This is a genomic window from Brevibacillus sp. FSL K6-6036 (assembly GCF_037964015.1).
Taxonomy (GTDB): domain Bacteria; phylum Bacillota; class Bacilli; order Brevibacillales; family Brevibacillaceae; genus Brevibacillus; species Brevibacillus borstelensis.
On the sequence record NZ_CP150173.1, the window covers coordinates 22501 to 37877 of the forward strand.

General features: G+C 49.7%; 15 protein-coding genes, 1 tRNA gene and 1 other annotated feature (1 of these 17 running past the window's edge). Of the genes, 14 read left to right on the forward strand and 2 right to left on the reverse strand.

Translation table 11 applies throughout. From position 1 onward, the window contains the following. Positions 1 to 332, reverse strand: the 5' portion of a protein-coding gene (locus NST37_RS00090; protein ID WP_141334284.1) for a YaaC family protein. Its footprint begins 667 nt before the window's first position; only the first 332 of its 999 coding nucleotides appear in the window; the start codon lies at positions 330 to 332; the stop codon falls past the left edge of the window. A 166-nt stretch (positions 333 to 498) separates the two neighbouring features. Here NST37_RS00090 and guaB point away from each other — a divergent pair, with 166 nt between their 5' ends. The 11 genes from guaB (at position 499) to NST37_RS00145 (ending at position 11531) form a co-directional block, all read left to right on the forward strand. After that, entirely contained in the window at positions 499 to 1959 is a 1461-nt protein-coding gene (guaB, locus tag NST37_RS00095; RefSeq protein WP_003392661.1) for an IMP dehydrogenase, read from the forward strand. Between the two features lie 105 nt (positions 1960 to 2064). Then, entirely contained in the window at positions 2065 to 2391 is a 327-nt protein-coding gene (locus NST37_RS00100) for a helix-turn-helix domain-containing protein (RefSeq protein ID WP_024985204.1), read from the forward strand. Continuing rightward, positions 2331 to 3215 carry an IS3 family transposase gene (locus NST37_RS00105; protein WP_155808033.1) on the forward strand — a complete coding sequence of 295 codons (885 nt, stop codon included), beginning with the start codon at positions 2331 to 2333 and terminating at the stop codon, positions 3213 to 3215. The genes NST37_RS00100 and NST37_RS00105 overlap by 61 nt, the downstream gene beginning before the upstream one ends. A 194-nt stretch (positions 3216 to 3409) precedes the next feature. Beyond that, the gene (locus NST37_RS00110; protein WP_024984188.1) at positions 3410 to 4729 is read left to right on the forward strand and encodes a D-alanyl-D-alanine carboxypeptidase family protein; all 1320 of its coding nucleotides are present in this window, start codon (positions 3410 to 3412) and stop codon (positions 4727 to 4729) included. A gap of 101 nt (positions 4730 to 4830) precedes the next feature. Continuing rightward, positions 4831 to 5715 (forward strand): pyridoxal 5'-phosphate synthase lyase subunit PdxS, encoded by an 885-nt coding sequence (gene pdxS / locus NST37_RS00115; protein ID WP_003392664.1) that lies wholly within the window; start codon positions 4831 to 4833, stop codon positions 5713 to 5715. Positions 5716 to 5723: 8 nt separating this feature from the next. Beyond that, a complete protein-coding gene (gene pdxT / locus NST37_RS00120) occupies positions 5724 to 6302 on the forward strand; it encodes a pyridoxal 5'-phosphate synthase glutaminase subunit PdxT (protein ID WP_171505955.1) in 579 nt (192 codons plus the stop codon). A gap of 115 nt (positions 6303 to 6417) precedes the next feature. Then, positions 6418 to 6643 (forward strand) — a binding site (T-box leader). 62 nt (positions 6644 to 6705) lie between these two features. Then, the gene (gene serS / locus NST37_RS00125) at positions 6706 to 7986 is read left to right on the forward strand and encodes a serine--tRNA ligase (RefSeq protein WP_003392668.1); all 1281 of its coding nucleotides are present in this window, start codon (positions 6706 to 6708) and stop codon (positions 7984 to 7986) included. A gap of 230 nt (positions 7987 to 8216) precedes the next feature. Then, positions 8217 to 8372, forward strand: a complete 156-nt coding sequence (locus NST37_RS00130) for a hypothetical protein (protein ID WP_172920533.1) — start codon at positions 8217 to 8219, stop codon at positions 8370 to 8372. Between the two features lie 62 nt (positions 8373 to 8434). Further along, complete coding sequence (gene aceB / locus NST37_RS00135) at positions 8435 to 10045, forward strand: malate synthase A (protein WP_031933540.1); 1611 nt, start codon at positions 8435 to 8437, stop codon at positions 10043 to 10045. A 17-nt stretch (positions 10046 to 10062) separates the two neighbouring features. Then, positions 10063 to 11343 (forward strand): isocitrate lyase, encoded by a 1281-nt coding sequence (gene aceA, locus NST37_RS00140; RefSeq protein WP_311067901.1) that lies wholly within the window; start codon positions 10063 to 10065, stop codon positions 11341 to 11343. 111 nt (positions 11344 to 11454) lie between these two features. After that, positions 11455 to 11531 (forward strand) — tRNA-Arg (locus NST37_RS00145). A gap of 118 nt (positions 11532 to 11649) precedes the next feature. Here NST37_RS00145 and NST37_RS00150 read toward each other — a convergent pair. Beyond that, positions 11650 to 12633: a zinc-dependent alcohol dehydrogenase family protein gene (locus NST37_RS00150; protein WP_327956148.1), complete on the reverse strand. Its 984-nt coding sequence runs from the start codon at positions 12631 to 12633 to the stop codon at positions 11650 to 11652. 667 nt (positions 12634 to 13300) lie between these two features. Here NST37_RS00150 and NST37_RS00155 point away from each other — a divergent pair. Genes NST37_RS00155 through NST37_RS00165 form a run of 3 tightly spaced genes read left to right on the forward strand, consistent with a single transcriptional unit; the run spans position 13301 to position 15377 of the window. Then, positions 13301 to 13786: a hypothetical protein gene (locus NST37_RS00155; protein WP_122959015.1), complete on the forward strand. Its 486-nt coding sequence runs from the start codon at positions 13301 to 13303 to the stop codon at positions 13784 to 13786. Further along, a complete protein-coding gene (locus tag NST37_RS00160; protein ID WP_122958995.1) occupies positions 13758 to 13961 on the forward strand; it encodes a hypothetical protein in 204 nt (67 codons plus the stop codon). The genes NST37_RS00155 and NST37_RS00160 overlap by 29 nt, the downstream gene beginning before the upstream one ends. Beyond that, a complete protein-coding gene (locus NST37_RS00165) occupies positions 13962 to 15377 on the forward strand; it encodes a phage tail sheath N-terminal beta-sandwich domain-containing protein (RefSeq protein WP_122958996.1) in 1416 nt (471 codons plus the stop codon).

Below are 15377 nucleotides of genomic sequence, written 5' to 3' on the forward strand. Positions count from 1 at the left end.
AATTGATAACCGTTCTTTTTGACTTTCCTCGTAGTCACACCGTGTTGAAGAACCTTGCTGTTCTGCGGATAGTCAGGATCGATGACGATGAGCCATCCCTTCAACAGATGAATACAGCCGTAGAACAGCAGCAAGGGCTTAATGGACAGGGGTGTCTTCGCGGCCGATTCATAAAACAAGCGTGCTTGTTTCCATGTGTATAGAAAACGCGTGCTTTGTTGAAAAGCGAGTCGCTCAGCCTGCACGATACCTTTGCTGTGATAGTGTTTGTATAAAAAAGCGCGTGCCGCCGGTTCTGTTTCCAGCAAGCGCAAAGAGGACCAGGCATCCATTTCCATCACCTTTCTAACATTCGTGTATGAGAGCGCTCTCTTGTTATTTTTTTTGATTTATCTGGATAATTGCTTAGATAACCGAACATTAAAAGGTTACCTTGACAGTAAATTAAGCCGTTTGTTACACTTGCATAAAACATTTTGGCGAAAGGAGCTCATACCTGTGCGGGAAGACAAATTCGTAAAAGAGGGCTTAACGTTTGATGACGTTCTCCTTGTTCCAGGAAAATCAGAAATTTTGCCTCGTGATGTAGATACATCGACAAGATTGAGCGAAAAGGTCGTCTTGAACATTCCGCTGATCAGCGCGGGAATGGACACGGTAACGGAGTCTGCACTAGCGATTGCAATGGCCAGACAAGGCGGAATCGGGATTATCCATAAAAACATGACAATCGAGCAGCAAGCCAGTGAGGTTGACCGGGTAAAACGCTCTGAAAGCGGAGTCATCACCAACCCGTTTTCCCTCAGTTCGGAGCACACCGTCGCAGACGCGGACGCGTTGATGGGCAAGTACCGCATCTCCGGGGTTCCTATTGTCGACAGCCAAAATCATCTGGTCGGAATTCTTACCAACCGCGACCTTCGTTTCGTTCATGACTTTTCGATTCCGATTAAAGATGTAATGACGAAGGAAAATCTGGTGACAGCTCCAGTAGGGACTACCCTGCAGCAGGCTGAAGCCATTTTGCAAAAATACAAGATCGAGAAGCTCCCGTTGGTGGACGAGCATAATGTGCTAAAGGGCCTGATCACCATCAAGGACATCGAAAAAGCGATTCAGTACCCAAATGCAGCCAAAGACCAGCAGGGACGTCTGCTGTGCGGCGCGGCTGTAGGTGTATCCGCCGATACTTTCGAACGCGCAGAAGCATTGGTGAAGGCGGGCGTTGACGTTCTGGTCGTGGATACAGCGCACGGACACCACATCAACGTCAGCAACGCAGTGAAAAAACTGAGACAAGCATACCCGGATCTCACCATCGTAGCCGGTAACGTAGCGACTGGCGAAGCCACTCGCGATTTGATCGAAGCCGGTGCGTCTGTCGTAAAAGTAGGGATCGGACCCGGATCAATCTGTACGACGCGCGTTGTGGCGGGGATTGGGGTACCGCAAATTACAGCCATTTACGACTGCGCCCGCGTAGCCAGGGAATACAATATTCCAATTATTGCCGATGGCGGGATTAAATACTCCGGTGATTTGCCAAAAGCAATCGGTGCAGGCGCATCAGCGATCATGATCGGCAGCCTGTTTGCCGGAACAGAAGAAAGCCCGGGCGAATTCGAGATCTTCCAAGGCCGCCGCTTCAAGGTATACCGCGGCATGGGCTCCATCGGTGCGATGAAAGCCGGCAGCAAGGATCGCTACTTCCAGGAAAACGCGCAAAAGCTCGTTCCTGAGGGTATCGAAGGCCGCGTACCTTACAAAGGACCATTGGCCGATGTCGTCTATCAACTGATCGGTGGCCTCCGCGCAGGTATGGGCTACTGTGGTACGAAAAACATTCAGGAGCTCATCGACAATTCCCGGTTCATCCGGATTACCGGAGCTGGTTTGCGCGAGAGTCATCCGCACGATGTTCAAATTACAAAAGAAGCGCCAAACTACTCTATTTCGTAGGACTATCGAATCAAAAACCCCTTTCCGTTTTGAAGTGCACCCCTTAGAATGGACATTGGATTAAACCCCTGGTAAATCCGATGAAATTTAAGGGGTGCATTTTTTATGGTGAAAAAGGGGCAAACGTTTAGAAGTTATTCTCACGAATTAAAGGTGGAAGCCATACGACTGCATATCGAAGAAGGATGGACATACCGTCGAATCATGGAGCATCTGGGGATTCCGGACCGCCACCGGCTTAAAGTATGGATGAAAAAATATAAACAGTTAGGCGAATTTGGGTTGATGGATCAACGAGGTAGACGTGAAGAATATGTTGATCAAGATCGATATGTTAAAAAGCTAAAACGAGAGAACTCGATGCTAAAAAAGTGTTTGAAAATCTGGATGCGGGAGGTGCAGCCCATAAGTATGAGGCGATCAAGCAAGTAGCTGGTGAGTATACGACTAGTGAACTTTGCAAGCTGTTTGGAGTCTCAAGAAGTGGATACTATGCATACTTGAAACGGCAACAAGCGGACCGGGACAAGCCCGTGAAAGACCTCATCAAAGTAGTTTATAAGAAGTATGATGGTAAATATGGGTATCGACAAACCCAGCTGTTTCTCTTACGAGATCACGGGGTATGGGTCAACCATAAGAAGGTACTACGTCTGATGCAAGAAATGAAGCTCCGTTCTCGAATACGCCGCAAATATCGAGGTCACTATGCTTCAACCGAAGGTGGACGAGTCGCTGAGAATGTGATGCAGCGGAATTTCAAAGCGGATGCACCTAATCGAAAATGGGTAACCGATGTCACACAGTATCGTGTCGCGGATACGTGGCTCTACCTGTCTGCTATTAAGGATTTGTTTAATAATGAGATTGTGGCTTACCACATTGGAGTTCGCAACGACAATCAGTTGGTCCTACGGACCTTTGAGAAAGCCTTTAAAAAGACGAAAGACGTGACTGGACTGATCGTTCACAGCGATCAGGGATTCCAGTACACGTCCTACGCTTACCACGACATGTTGCCGAAGGTTGGCGCCCAAATCAGCATGTCTCGGAGAGGCAACTGTTATGATAATGCCTCGATGGAGAGCTTCTTCTCGCATCTCAAAACGGAAGGGCTCTACCCTTATGATATCCGAAGTGTGGATGAGGCACAAAGGCGAATTGAGGAATATATTCAATTCTACAACCAAAGTCGACCACAACGAAAATTAAAAAGGCTGACGCCTGTTGAATTCAGACGTCAGCTGTCGGTCTAACGGTCGGGTTTTTTCTTACTGTCCACTAAATGGGGTCTTGACCATTTGCGAAAGGGGTTTTTTTCTAGCCATTCCTACCGGGAAACTAGTGGAAACAAGCTTCAAGTGGGGTTGCTTTCTATGGTACACTTACAAATGTGTGTCCGTGCCTTTAGTGGCCAAGACCGACAGAAGTGGGAGGGTGAGAGATTCAAATGAAACCGAGAACATGGACGAAGCGATTGACGGGTCTGTTCCTTTCTGTCGCTGTTTTTATCACTGCGTGGGGTTCCATGACAGCAAATGCAGGAGCTGCCCCGCAGGCTGACTTGCAGTTGGTTGCCAGTTCGGCGATTTTAGTGGAGGTTTCTACAGGTAAGGTATTATATAGCCTCAACCCTGACCAACCACTGCCACCTGCCAGCATGAGTAAAATGATGACGGAGTATCTGGTCAATGAAGCGGTAAAACAAAAAAAGATTACCTGGGACGAGAAAGTTCCGGTAAGTGAATATGCGTTTTTTATTGCTAAAATGTCAGATTCGTCGGGTGTTTACTTAAATTTGGGCGAATCACATACCGTAAAAGAACTGTATAAGGCAATGGCGGTGTTGTCAGCAAATGATGCAACTGTCTTGCTGGCTGAAAAAATAGCAGGCAGTGAACAAAACTTTGTAGCTATGATGAATAAAAAAGCCCAAGAACTGGGGATGAAGAACACAAAGTTTCTAACTTCAACAGGATTGCCGGCTGATGAATTAGGTCCCTACTCCATTCAAAGCGACCAAAAAGAAAACCTGATGTCTGCACGGGATTCGGCTATTTTGGCTAGAGCGTTGATCCGGGACTTCCCAGAAGCACTGGAAATAGCAAAAATTCCTCGTTTAACATTCCGGGCAGGTATGCCAAATGAAATAAAAAAGGCAAACTACAACTGGATGCTTCCCGGCCTTCCCAACTATTATGAAGGTGTAGACGGTTTAAAGACAGGGTATACTGCCGCTGCGGGTTATTGCTTTACAGGTACAGCAGTACGAGACAATATGCGTGTCATCAGTGTTGTAATGGGAGCTGGGGGTAAAAACGCAGAAATAACCAAGCGTTTTGTCGAAACGAAAAAACTGCTTGATTACGGCTTCAGCAACTTCAAGCTAACCAAACAACTCGACAAAGGCGTGCCAATCAAGGGGTATGAAACCGCTCCTGTGAAAAACGGCGTGGAGCTGACTGTGCCGGCAGTTACAAGCAATGCGGTAATGACTCTGACAAAAATCGGGTCAGAGAGCAAATTCACCCCAACCGTCACGTTCCAGGAGCTCACTGCTCCATTGAAAAAAGATCAGGTAATCGGAAAGGTAGCCTTTGTAGAAGAGGGAACAAAAGAAACCGACTACCTGCAGCCAGAGGACATGGCCAAGGCCGGAGTCGACCTCGTAGCTGGACAAGAAGTCGAGGAAGGCAGCTGGATCCGCCTGTTCTTCCGCAGCATCATCCAGTTCTTTAGCAATATTTTCAGCAGCTTAACCGGCAAATAAGGTTGTACCCAAAATCAAACTTGGATTACAATGGTGAATATTAAGACAACCATTACAATGTGATGCAGGCATTACAAGACAATTGGGTAGGGGGCTTAGAAATGGTACAAGTAGGAACTTCCCGCGTTAAAAGAGGTATGGCGGAAATGCAAAAAGGCGGCGTCATCATGGACGTTGTCAATGCGGAACAGGCAAAAATTGCAGAAGCAGCCGGCGCTGTTGCCGTTATGGCACTGGAGCGCGTACCGTCTGATATTCGTGCAGCAGGCGGGGTAGCCCGGATGGCTGATCTGGGTATCGTGGAAGAAGTATTGAATGCTGTATCGATTCCGGTTATGGCAAAAGCTCGGATCGGACATTTCGTCGAAGCTCGCGTTCTCGAATCCATGGGTGTTGACTACCTCGACGAGAGCGAAGTCCTGACTCCTGCTGATGACATGTACCATATCAATAAAAAAGAATTCACTGTCCCGTTTGTCTGTGGCGCACGCGACCTCGGCGAAGCTCTTCGCCGCATCGGTGAAGGCGCGTCCATGATCCGTACCAAAGGTGAGCCAGGTACAGGAAACATCGTGGAAGCTGTTCGTCACATGCGCACCATGCAGTCGCAAATTCGCAAAGTGCAAAGCATGTCCTACGATGAATTGATGGCAGAAGCGAAAAACCTCGGTGCTCCTTACGATCTGCTGGAATACGTACACAAAAACGGCAAGCTGCCAGTGGTCAACTTCGCAGCCGGCGGTGTAGCGACCCCTTCCGATGCGGCTCTGATGATGCAGCTCGGCGCTGATGGCGTATTCGTAGGTTCCGGTATTTTCAAATCGGAAAATCCGGAGAAATTTGCTCGCGCGATCGTAGAAGCAACCACACACTACACTGACTATGAACTGATTGCCCGCGTCTCCAAAGGACTGGGTACAGCTATGCCGGGTCTGGAAATCTCCAAGCTGCGTGAAGCAGACCGCATGCAAGAGCGCGGATGGTAAGGTGACCGATCATGAAAATTGGCGTTCTTTCCTTGCAGGGAGCTGTCGCTGAGCATATCCGCATGCTGGAGGCAGCAGGTGCGACAGCAGTCGCAGTTAAAAAAGTGGACGAGCTTGAAGATCTGGACGGATTGGTCATTCCCGGCGGAGAGAGCACGACCATCAGCAAGCTGATGCATAAATACGGTTTTATCGAAGCGCTGCGCGAGTTTGGCCAAGCCAGAAAACCGATATTCGGTACATGTGCGGGAGCGATTTTGCTCGCCAAACGCATAAACGGCCAAGACGACTGCCATCTCGGATTGATGGATATCAAGGTGGAGCGCAATGCCTTTGGCCGCCAAAAGGAAAGCTTTGAGGTCGAGCTTCCGGTCGCAGGAGTAGCGGCGGATTATCCAGCCGTTTTCATCCGGGCGCCGTATATCATGGAAGTAGGCGAAGCCGGTCAGGTACTTGCCAAGTATGAAGAAAAGATCGTGGCTGCTCGGCAAGGACATTATTTGGCGGCAGCATTCCATCCGGAGTTGACGGAGGATGCACGGCTGCATCAATACTTCGTCGACATGGTGAAGGAATACCGTGGCTGATTGTCCGTAAAAGATGCATGTCCAAAACCGGTACCGATAATGGTGCCGGTTTTTTTCACGATCTTTACACAGGTATAGAACCTGTAGTACAGTTAACAATAGAAGATAACAAACAAGGAACGCGATGAAGAGACTAGTACTTTGCAAGCGCTTGGCCCAGAGAGTCGGTGGCAGGTGAAAACCGACCCAGTCTGCAAGGGAATCCATCTCTGAGTGGCAAAGGATCAACTTTGCCCGGCACCGCCCCGTTACGGCGGATTCAAGCGGGTATATGCCGGGAAACGGAAGCAGGCATATATCAACAAGGGTGGCAACGCGGGTTACCAACACTCGTCCCTTACCATAGGGGACGGGTGTTTTTTCATTGCGTGCAAGAAGAATCAACGATGTTGGAGGGGTATCTATGTTAGACGTAAAAGTGTTGCGCAACGATTTAGACGGAGTAAGACGCCGTTTGGCGGATCGCAATGAGGATATTTCTGCACTGGATCAGTTTGCCGAGGTGGATGAAAAGCGCCGCCAGTTGATCCAGGAAGCGGAAGGCTTGAAGAACAAACGAAATACTGTATCCGAACAGGTAGCGGTATTGAAGCGCAACAAAGAGAACGCTGACCATCTGATCGCAGAGATGAAGGAAGTAAGCGACCGAATCAAGGTGCTGGACGAAGAACTGCGCCAGCTCGATGAACAGCTTGAGCAAATTCTGCTGAGCTTGCCCAACCTTCCTCATGAGAGCGTTCCGGTAGGCACGTCGGAGGATGACAACGTCGTTGCCTGGACGTGGGGCGAGCCAAGAAAGTTTTCTTTTGAGCCCAAACCGCACTGGGAGCTTGGTCAAGAACTGGGCATCATCGACTTCGAAACAGCGGCAAAGGTGACCGGCAGCCGATTTGTTTTCTACAAAGGACTGGGTGCCCGTCTGGAGCGCGCGCTGATGAACTTTATGCTCGATCTGCATACGACGGAGCACGGCTATGAAGAGCTTCTGCCGCCGTATATCGTGAACCGGACAAGCATGACGGGAACAGGTCAATTGCCAAAATTCGAGGAAGACGCATTTAAGCTGGAAGGACCAGATTACTTCCTGATCCCGACAGCAGAGGTGCCGGTAACCAACATGCACCGCGACGAGATCATGGATGGTGCAGAGCTGCCTCGCTACTATGCGGCATACAGCGCTTGTTTCCGTTCGGAAGCGGGATCGGCAGGCCGCGATACGCGCGGACTGATTCGCCAGCATCAATTCAACAAGGTCGAGATGGTGAAGTTCGTCAAGCCGGAAGATTCCTATGAGGAACTGGAAAAGCTGGTGAAAAATGCGGAGAAGATCCTGCAGCTGCTCGGTCTGCCTTACCGTGTCATGAGCATGTGCACCGGCGACCTCGGGTTTACAGCGGCGAAAAAGTACGACCTGGAAGTGTGGATTCCGAGCTACAATACGTACCGGGAGATCTCGTCCTGTTCCAACTTTGAGGATTTCCAGGCGCGTCGGGCCAACATTCGTTTCCGCCGCGACAGCAAATCGAAGCCGGAGTTCGTGCACACATTGAATGGATCGGGACTGGCGATTGGCCGGACAGTTGCCGCGCTGATGGAGAACTATCAGCAGGAGGACGGCACCATCCTGATTCCGGAAGTGCTTCGTCCATATATGGGTGGTCTGGAGAAAATCGCTCCCAAATAATGCAGATCAAAATGATTTCTGGCTATCTAGAAAAGCAGTTTTCTGTTCTAATACAGAAAGCTGCTTTTTTGTCTGCAAAAACAAAGAGTTAAATGAGTGGCGGAATTTTTAGAAAATGTGTTGCACAACAGAAATGACTGTTATATAATAACTTCAAACATTACGAATATTGTATTACTACAGTTGATGGGAGGAGTTAAGGATGAATTGTTATCGTTGTGAAGGAAACGGTGAGCAGAATTGTCCCCAGTGCGGCGGCGCCGGGCGCGATGATCACGGGTCAGCATGCCATCACTGCCATGGTGACGGATGTATCTCCTGCAGTCATTGCAGTGGAAGCGGGCTATTGGATTAAAGCCATTTTTTTTGAACCTACTGTACTATAATACACAAAGATTAATTTACCTGTATTATAACGTTTCCTGCACAAGGAGAGGAGGAGATCATATTGACTGCGATTCAAACCAATCAGTACCCGGCAGATGTTTTGATTACAGGCGAAATGCCGCCGCAGTACGCCGATATACTTACGCCGGAAGCGATCTCGTTTCTGATCAAGCTGGAGAGCGCCTTTGGCGGCAGGAGGAGTGAGCTCTTGGAGCTGCGCAGAAAGAAGCAGGAGTTCATCGACTCAGGGCAGCTTCCTGATTTTTTGCCTGAAACAGCCCATATTCGCAACGGCGATTGGAAAGTGAACGATTTGCCGACCGATCTCCAGGACCGGAGAGTGGAGATTACCGGTCCTGCCGGAGACCGAAAAATGGTCATCAATGCGTGCAATTCCGGAGCTCGGGTATTCATGGCTGATTTTGAAGACGCCAATTCTCCCACATGGGCCAATACGATCGAAGGCCAGATCAACATGCGGGATGCCGTAAGGAGAACGATTTCCTATACCAGCCCTGAGGGAAAACAGTACGCCCTCAAGGAGAAAACAGCCGTACTGATTGTAAGGCCGCGCGGTTGGCATTTGGATGAAAAGCACATAAGGCTTCACGGAAACCCGATGTCCGGCAGCTTGTTCGATTTTGGCCTTTATTTCTTCCATAATGCCCGGATATTGCTCGATTCGGGAAGCGGCCCCTATTTTTATCTGCCCAAGCTGGAAAATCATCTGGAAGCGAGGCTCTGGAACGACGTCTTTTGCTTTGCCCAGGATGAGTTGGGCATACCGCGAGGCACTATCAAGGCAACGGTTTTGATCGAGACGATTTTGGCCGCCTTTGAAATGGAAGAAATCCTGTACGAGCTGAGAGAACACAGTGCAGGGCTAAACTGCGGCCGCTGGGATTACATCTTCAGCTACATCAAAAAGCTGCGGAACCGGCCCGATGTGATTGTGCCTGACCGGTCAACGGTGACTATGACGGTGCCCTTTATGCGGGCGTACACGACACTGGCGGTCAAGACCTGCCACAGGCGGGGAGCACCATGCATCGGCGGGATGGCCGCACAAATTCCGGTAAAAAACGACCCGGCAAAAAACGAGGAAGCGCTGGCAAAAGTGAAAGCAGACAAAGAGCGGGAGGCGTACGACGGACACGATGGAAGCTGGGTGGCCCACCCCGGACTGGTTCCGGTGGCGATGGAAGTCTTTAATCGCCTGATGCCGGAAGCAAACCAGATCTGGTATAAGCGCGAGGACGTCCATGTAACTGCCGCTGACCTGCTGGCCGTACCGGAAGGCCAGATCACCGAAGAAGGAGTCCGCACCAACATCAGGGTAGGGATTCAGTACATCGAGGCATGGCTTCGCGGCTATGGCGCCGTGCCGATCAACAACCTGATGGAAGACGCCGCAACAGCGGAAATTTCCCGCGCTCAGGTGTGGCAATGGATCAAGCACCGCCGGGGTGTTTTGCCGGATGGCCGCAAGATTACGACTGCTTTGGTCACCCAGTGGCTGAGCGAAGAGCTGCAAACCTTGAAACAGCAAATCGGCCAGGAGCGGTACGAAACCGGCAAATACAAGCTGGCAGGGGAATTGTTCCTCCAGCTGGTGACGGCCGACGAGTTTTCCGAGTTTTTGACCGTTCCAGGCTATGCCTATCTTGATTAAAAAAGGGAGTGGGAGAAATGAACAAACAAGAGGCTGTTCGACAATTAGAGGAAAGCTGGAAGACAGACCGGTTTAAAGGGGTGCAGCGTCCGTATACGGCGGAAGATGTAGTCAGACTGCGGGGCTCGGTCCAAATCGAGCATACGCTTGCCCGGATCGGGGCAGAGCGGCTGTGGCAGTTGCTCAACACGGAGCATCACATCAAGGCGCTTGGCGCTTTGACCGGGAATCAGGCGATCCAGCAAGTAAAAGCGGGATTGAAAGCCATCTATCTAAGCGGCTGGCAAGTAGCCGCCGACGCCAATCTGGCCGGACAGATGTACCCGGACCAGAGCCTGTACCCGGCAAACAGTGTCCCACAGGTGGTCAAACGGATCAATCAGGCACTGCAGCGGGCAGATCAGATCCAACAGTCCGAAGGGACGGGCGACACCTATTGGTTTGCACCCATCGTGGCAGATGCGGAAGCCGGCTTTGGCGGACCGCTCAACGTCTTTGAGCTGATGAAAGGCATGATCGAAGCGGGAGCATCGGGTGTACACTTTGAGGATCAGCTCGCATCAGAGAAAAAATGCGGCCATATGGGCGGCAAGGTATTGATCCCGACACAGGCGGCCATTCGCAACCTGGTAGCGGCCCGTTTCGCGGCAGATGTCATGGGTGTGCCGACTGTGATCGTAGCCCGGACCGATGCAAACGGAGCGTTTTTGATCACAAGTGACATCGACGACAGCGACAAGCCGTTTTTGACCGGGGAGCGGACACCAGAGGGCTTCTTCCGCATGAGAGGCGGACTCGATGCCGCGATCGCCCGCGGACTCAGCTATGCTCCATACGCCGATTTGATCTGGTGCGAAACGTCTGAGCCGAACCTCGAGGAAGCACGCCGTTTTGCCGAAGCGATTCACGCCAAATACCCTGGCAAATTGCTGGCTTACAACTGCTCGCCGTCCTTCAACTGGAAGAAGAAGCTGGATGAAGCAGACATCGCCCGTTTCCAAAACGAGCTGGGCGATATGGGCTACAAGTTCCAGTTTGTCACGCTGGCCGGCTTCCACGCCCTCAACTACAGCATGTTTGAACTGGCACGGGGCTATCGCGACCGCGGCATGGCTGCTTACTCTGAGCTGCAGCAAGCGGAGTTTGCGAGCGAGGCGTACGGCTACACGGCTACGCGCCACCAGCGGGAGGTAGGCACCGGGTATTTTGATGAGGTCGCGCAGGTAATTGCAGGAGGCACATCGTCGACGACGGCATTGACTGGTTCTACTGAGGAAGAGCAGTTTACTCACCATTAAGGTGTTTAATTAAAGTAAATAAAAAGGGAAAGGACCAGGGATAAGCTCTCTGGTCCTTCGTTTGCAAAATGCGCGAAATCGCCCTATAATAGAAGGAGTGTAAACGAATATGTCCCCGTAGCTCAGCAGGATAGAGCGTCAGTTTCCTAAACTGTAGGTCGGAGGTTCGAATCCTCTCGGGGACGCCATTGGAAAAGTAGAAATGGCGCGGGTTTCAGCTGGATAGCTACCCGCGCCATTCTTTTGTTAATGTCTGTTTGCAAACATTTTGCAAACGTCGAAATTTCGGGCGCTTATTGAATACTTTTAAACTAATAATATTTTTCCGGTCCGTTTATTGCTTTCAGCAAACTGCACTGCTTCTTTTACGTAATGCAAAGCAAATCTTTCGGTAGGTGCTGTGAAATTAAGTTGACCATTTTGTACAAGTTCGATGACCTTCTCAAAAGTGTCGTGCCATCTAGACAAGGAAATTTGTTGAATCCAGTGTCGCAACAAGAATAATTGTGGATGAACGCTAAGTTCTTTTGAAATTCTCGCCCAATCTACTTGAGTCCCGGATAAAAGACCCAAAGCCAAGAAAGTCCCCCCGGGACGTGTTGACCGAGCCAACTCAAAACCATCTAAACCACCGATCGAATCAATAGAGGCATCAGCGCCTTGTCCATTTGTAACACTCATCGTTGCATCGTAAATAGACATTCTTGAGCTATCGATTACATGCCACGCTCCAAGATTAAGCAACTCCTCTGCATATCGTGTATGACGGATGATCGCGATAACTCTGAACCCAAATAGAGAGGATAATTGAATGAATAGACGGCCAATTGATGAGTTAGCGGCATTGACTAGCAAAACCTGATCAGAAGTAATCTTTAACGTCTCCGTGCAAATAACCCACGCAGTTATTGGATTTATGTACAAGCGGCTGGCTGCATCATCGTTGATTTGGTCAGGAACCTCAATCGCTAAAACCGCTCTTGATATGACGTAATCTTGCCATGTCCCCTCACCTCGTAAGGGCAGAACACGTTTCCCTATTAAAGTGGAGGAAGCTAAGGGACCTGTTTCTACAACGGTACCTACCCCTTCATATCCTGGTACTGCGGGCAGACATATTCGATGCCTATATGCACCACGAATTGGAATTAAATCAGAAGGATTAATAGGCCGAGCATCCATTTTTACCAAGATTTCATCTTGTTTCAAAGGTTCAATAATTCGCTGTTCTACTTTCAACACGTTTTGGGGATCGCCAAATTGATAGTACCGTACAACCTGAGCATACATGATTTATTTTGCCCTCCCTTCTTCGACATAAACAAGGGTATAGGACACGAAGTCAGTTAGCAAGTGGAGGGTCTATTTAACAAAATCATTTATTATTCCGAGCGTGATGCTCCCCTACCTGCCGAGAAGGTAGCGTGCGAACCACCGGAAGGCTGATTTAACAAAGCAATCGATTTGTAATGGGGGGAACAAGAGCGGAGAAACAAATCAAAGTTCGAGTCTTTTAAACTGCTGTCGATTATCAAATCCAACGCTCTGTTTTGATATCAGAAGGGCTGTTTACAGTAATTTTTACTGCCCCACCTGTCGGATATTCGGCGAAACATCTGCTCCCCCTTGATAAAAAGCAGCTTCCCTACGGTTTTAGCCGACCCACCGACGATATAATCTTGATCTACTTTTGAAACAGAACTGAGAAACCTTTTTCCCAAACCCATGATAATCTTGTACTGTAAGCAAATATGGAAAGCCACCCGGAATCAATCCGAGTGGCTTTTCTGTTTTCTTACCATGGATGTCCGGCTTTCTGGCTTATAACGATTCAATGGGGTGGTGGTGCTTTCAAAGGTGGTTAATACGGGAAGCAACGTAGAGCAGTCAACCATGGATGAGTTGGTAACAGTGAAGTTCAACCAATTAGCAAGGAGGTTTGTTCCGAGTGGGAAACATGGGCGATGATGTATTCTCGGTATGCAGCTGGCTGAATCTCGCAACGGGCATTCCAACCGAAACATTCAGGGCTCCAGATGAGTTTCAACGCCCATTGTGGATCGTCGAGGAGCCCTCGCGCACCGCGGAACCACGTAGGGCAGATGTCTATCGGGAAAAGGCGACAATGAATGTTGTCCTGATGGCAATGGATGATAAACAGCTTACGGATGTGTCTCTGCTGATTAGACAGAGTCTTGCAGACCGGGGCTGGATCCTCCCGCTCTACAGTGCAGACAAGCAGCAGGTAGGGTTTCTGCGGGAATGTCGATTGACGATGTACAAACCAAATGGCTTTGACCGATCAATCGAGCTTGTGTATACGGCATATATCCCGTATACCCCGATGGAATACGATCCATTGGAAGTGATTCATCGACGGTACGATGAGACATTAAGAAAAGGAGACAAGATGTATGGCTCGCGCAAAATCAAAGGAAATTGACATGGACCAAGCATCGGTAACGTATGCGAAAGACCAAATCATGAAGGTGGCTGAGCAAAAGTTTGGGGTAAACCGAACCGAAGCAATTGCCGCCTTTTTTGATGCACCGGCGGAGATGACGGTCGCCGAGGCAGAGCAATGGATTCAGAAGTTTAAGGAAAGGAAGGCGGTTTAAATGGCGGGACTATATCAACCGGGAGAAGAAAAAGCGCTGTCCGGCGTGTACTCTTTTTTAAAGTCGTTTATCAAAGAGCAGACAACAATGGGGATTCGCGGGAAGCTGGCTCTTCCTATCGTGGCTCATTGGGGGCCGATCGGGGAGTTTGTAACCGTCCGTACAAAAGCCTCTGCTCAGAAAATTTTTGGTGCGACGGAAGAATTTGAGTTGATTTGGGCGTCCGATCCGCATCCGACAGAAGTTTTGCTCTATCGGGTGGCTGGTGAGAGCGCTGCTGCCGCAAGCGCAACATTGAAGGGCGCTGCCACCGAAGTTTTGAAGGTGGAAGCAAAGCACAAAGGCGAGTTGGGCAACAGCCTGAAAGTTGTCGTACAGCCTAATCTCATCGACCATACGAAAATCGATGTACTCGTTTATCGAGGTGCGGAGTTGGTAGACAATCAGACAGGCGGGACCGTCGACGAGCTGGTCGAAGCTTTCCAAGGCAGTGAATTTGTTGTACTCAAAAAGCTGGCCGATGGGCTGCCTGATCCAACGGCGGGGGTCATCCTGTCTGGCGGAAACAGCGGAACAAGCGTGGAGGCCACAAAGTATACCGCCTATCAAAACGCTTTGGCTACACAGAAAGGCAAATTCGGTGTGTTTACATTGGGAATCGCCGACCCGGCTTTGAACGCTGCTGCAGAGGACTGGACGAAGCAGCAATGTGAGATCGGAAACTACGTCAAGTTTGTTTTTGGCGGCGACAGCAACAGGGATAAAGACAAGAAGGCGACCATGAAAGCATCTACGGATGCCAACCATATGGCCGTTGTCAATGTGGGGAGCGGGGTTCACTGGAGAGGAAAAACCTATCACAGTGCCAAGCTTGCTATCTATATTGCCTCACTCATGGCATCCATGCCGCTCAATTATACGATGGCTCTGTACATCACACCATTTGAGTCTCTGACTGTGGAGTGGGATGAAGCTACAGACTTGATTGAAATGGTACAAGCTGGCGCTCTCATGCTGAACACGGACAACAACCGGGTGATCATTCAGGAGCCTGTAAACACGCTGACGATTCCGGGGCCCAACCAGTCAAAAGACTACGGAAAAATCCGAGTAGCTGATACATTCCATACCATTTTGCACGCGGAAGAGAAGGCAGGAAAGGAATGGATTCGTCAGCAGCCCAATAGCAACAGTCCTGCACGGCGTGCGGCTTTTTGTCAGATGATGAAACGGGAAGTGTTCAAGCCTCTGGCAATGCTTGAGGTAATCGCTGATGACTACGAGTACATCGAGGACCCGGATTACCACGGGGATAACGCCATTTATACGCCGGCTCGCAACGCTGGACATTTTATCGCCGGCTTCCGGCACCAAGATGCGCTCGAAAAAATCTATATTTACAACAAATCGAATTGA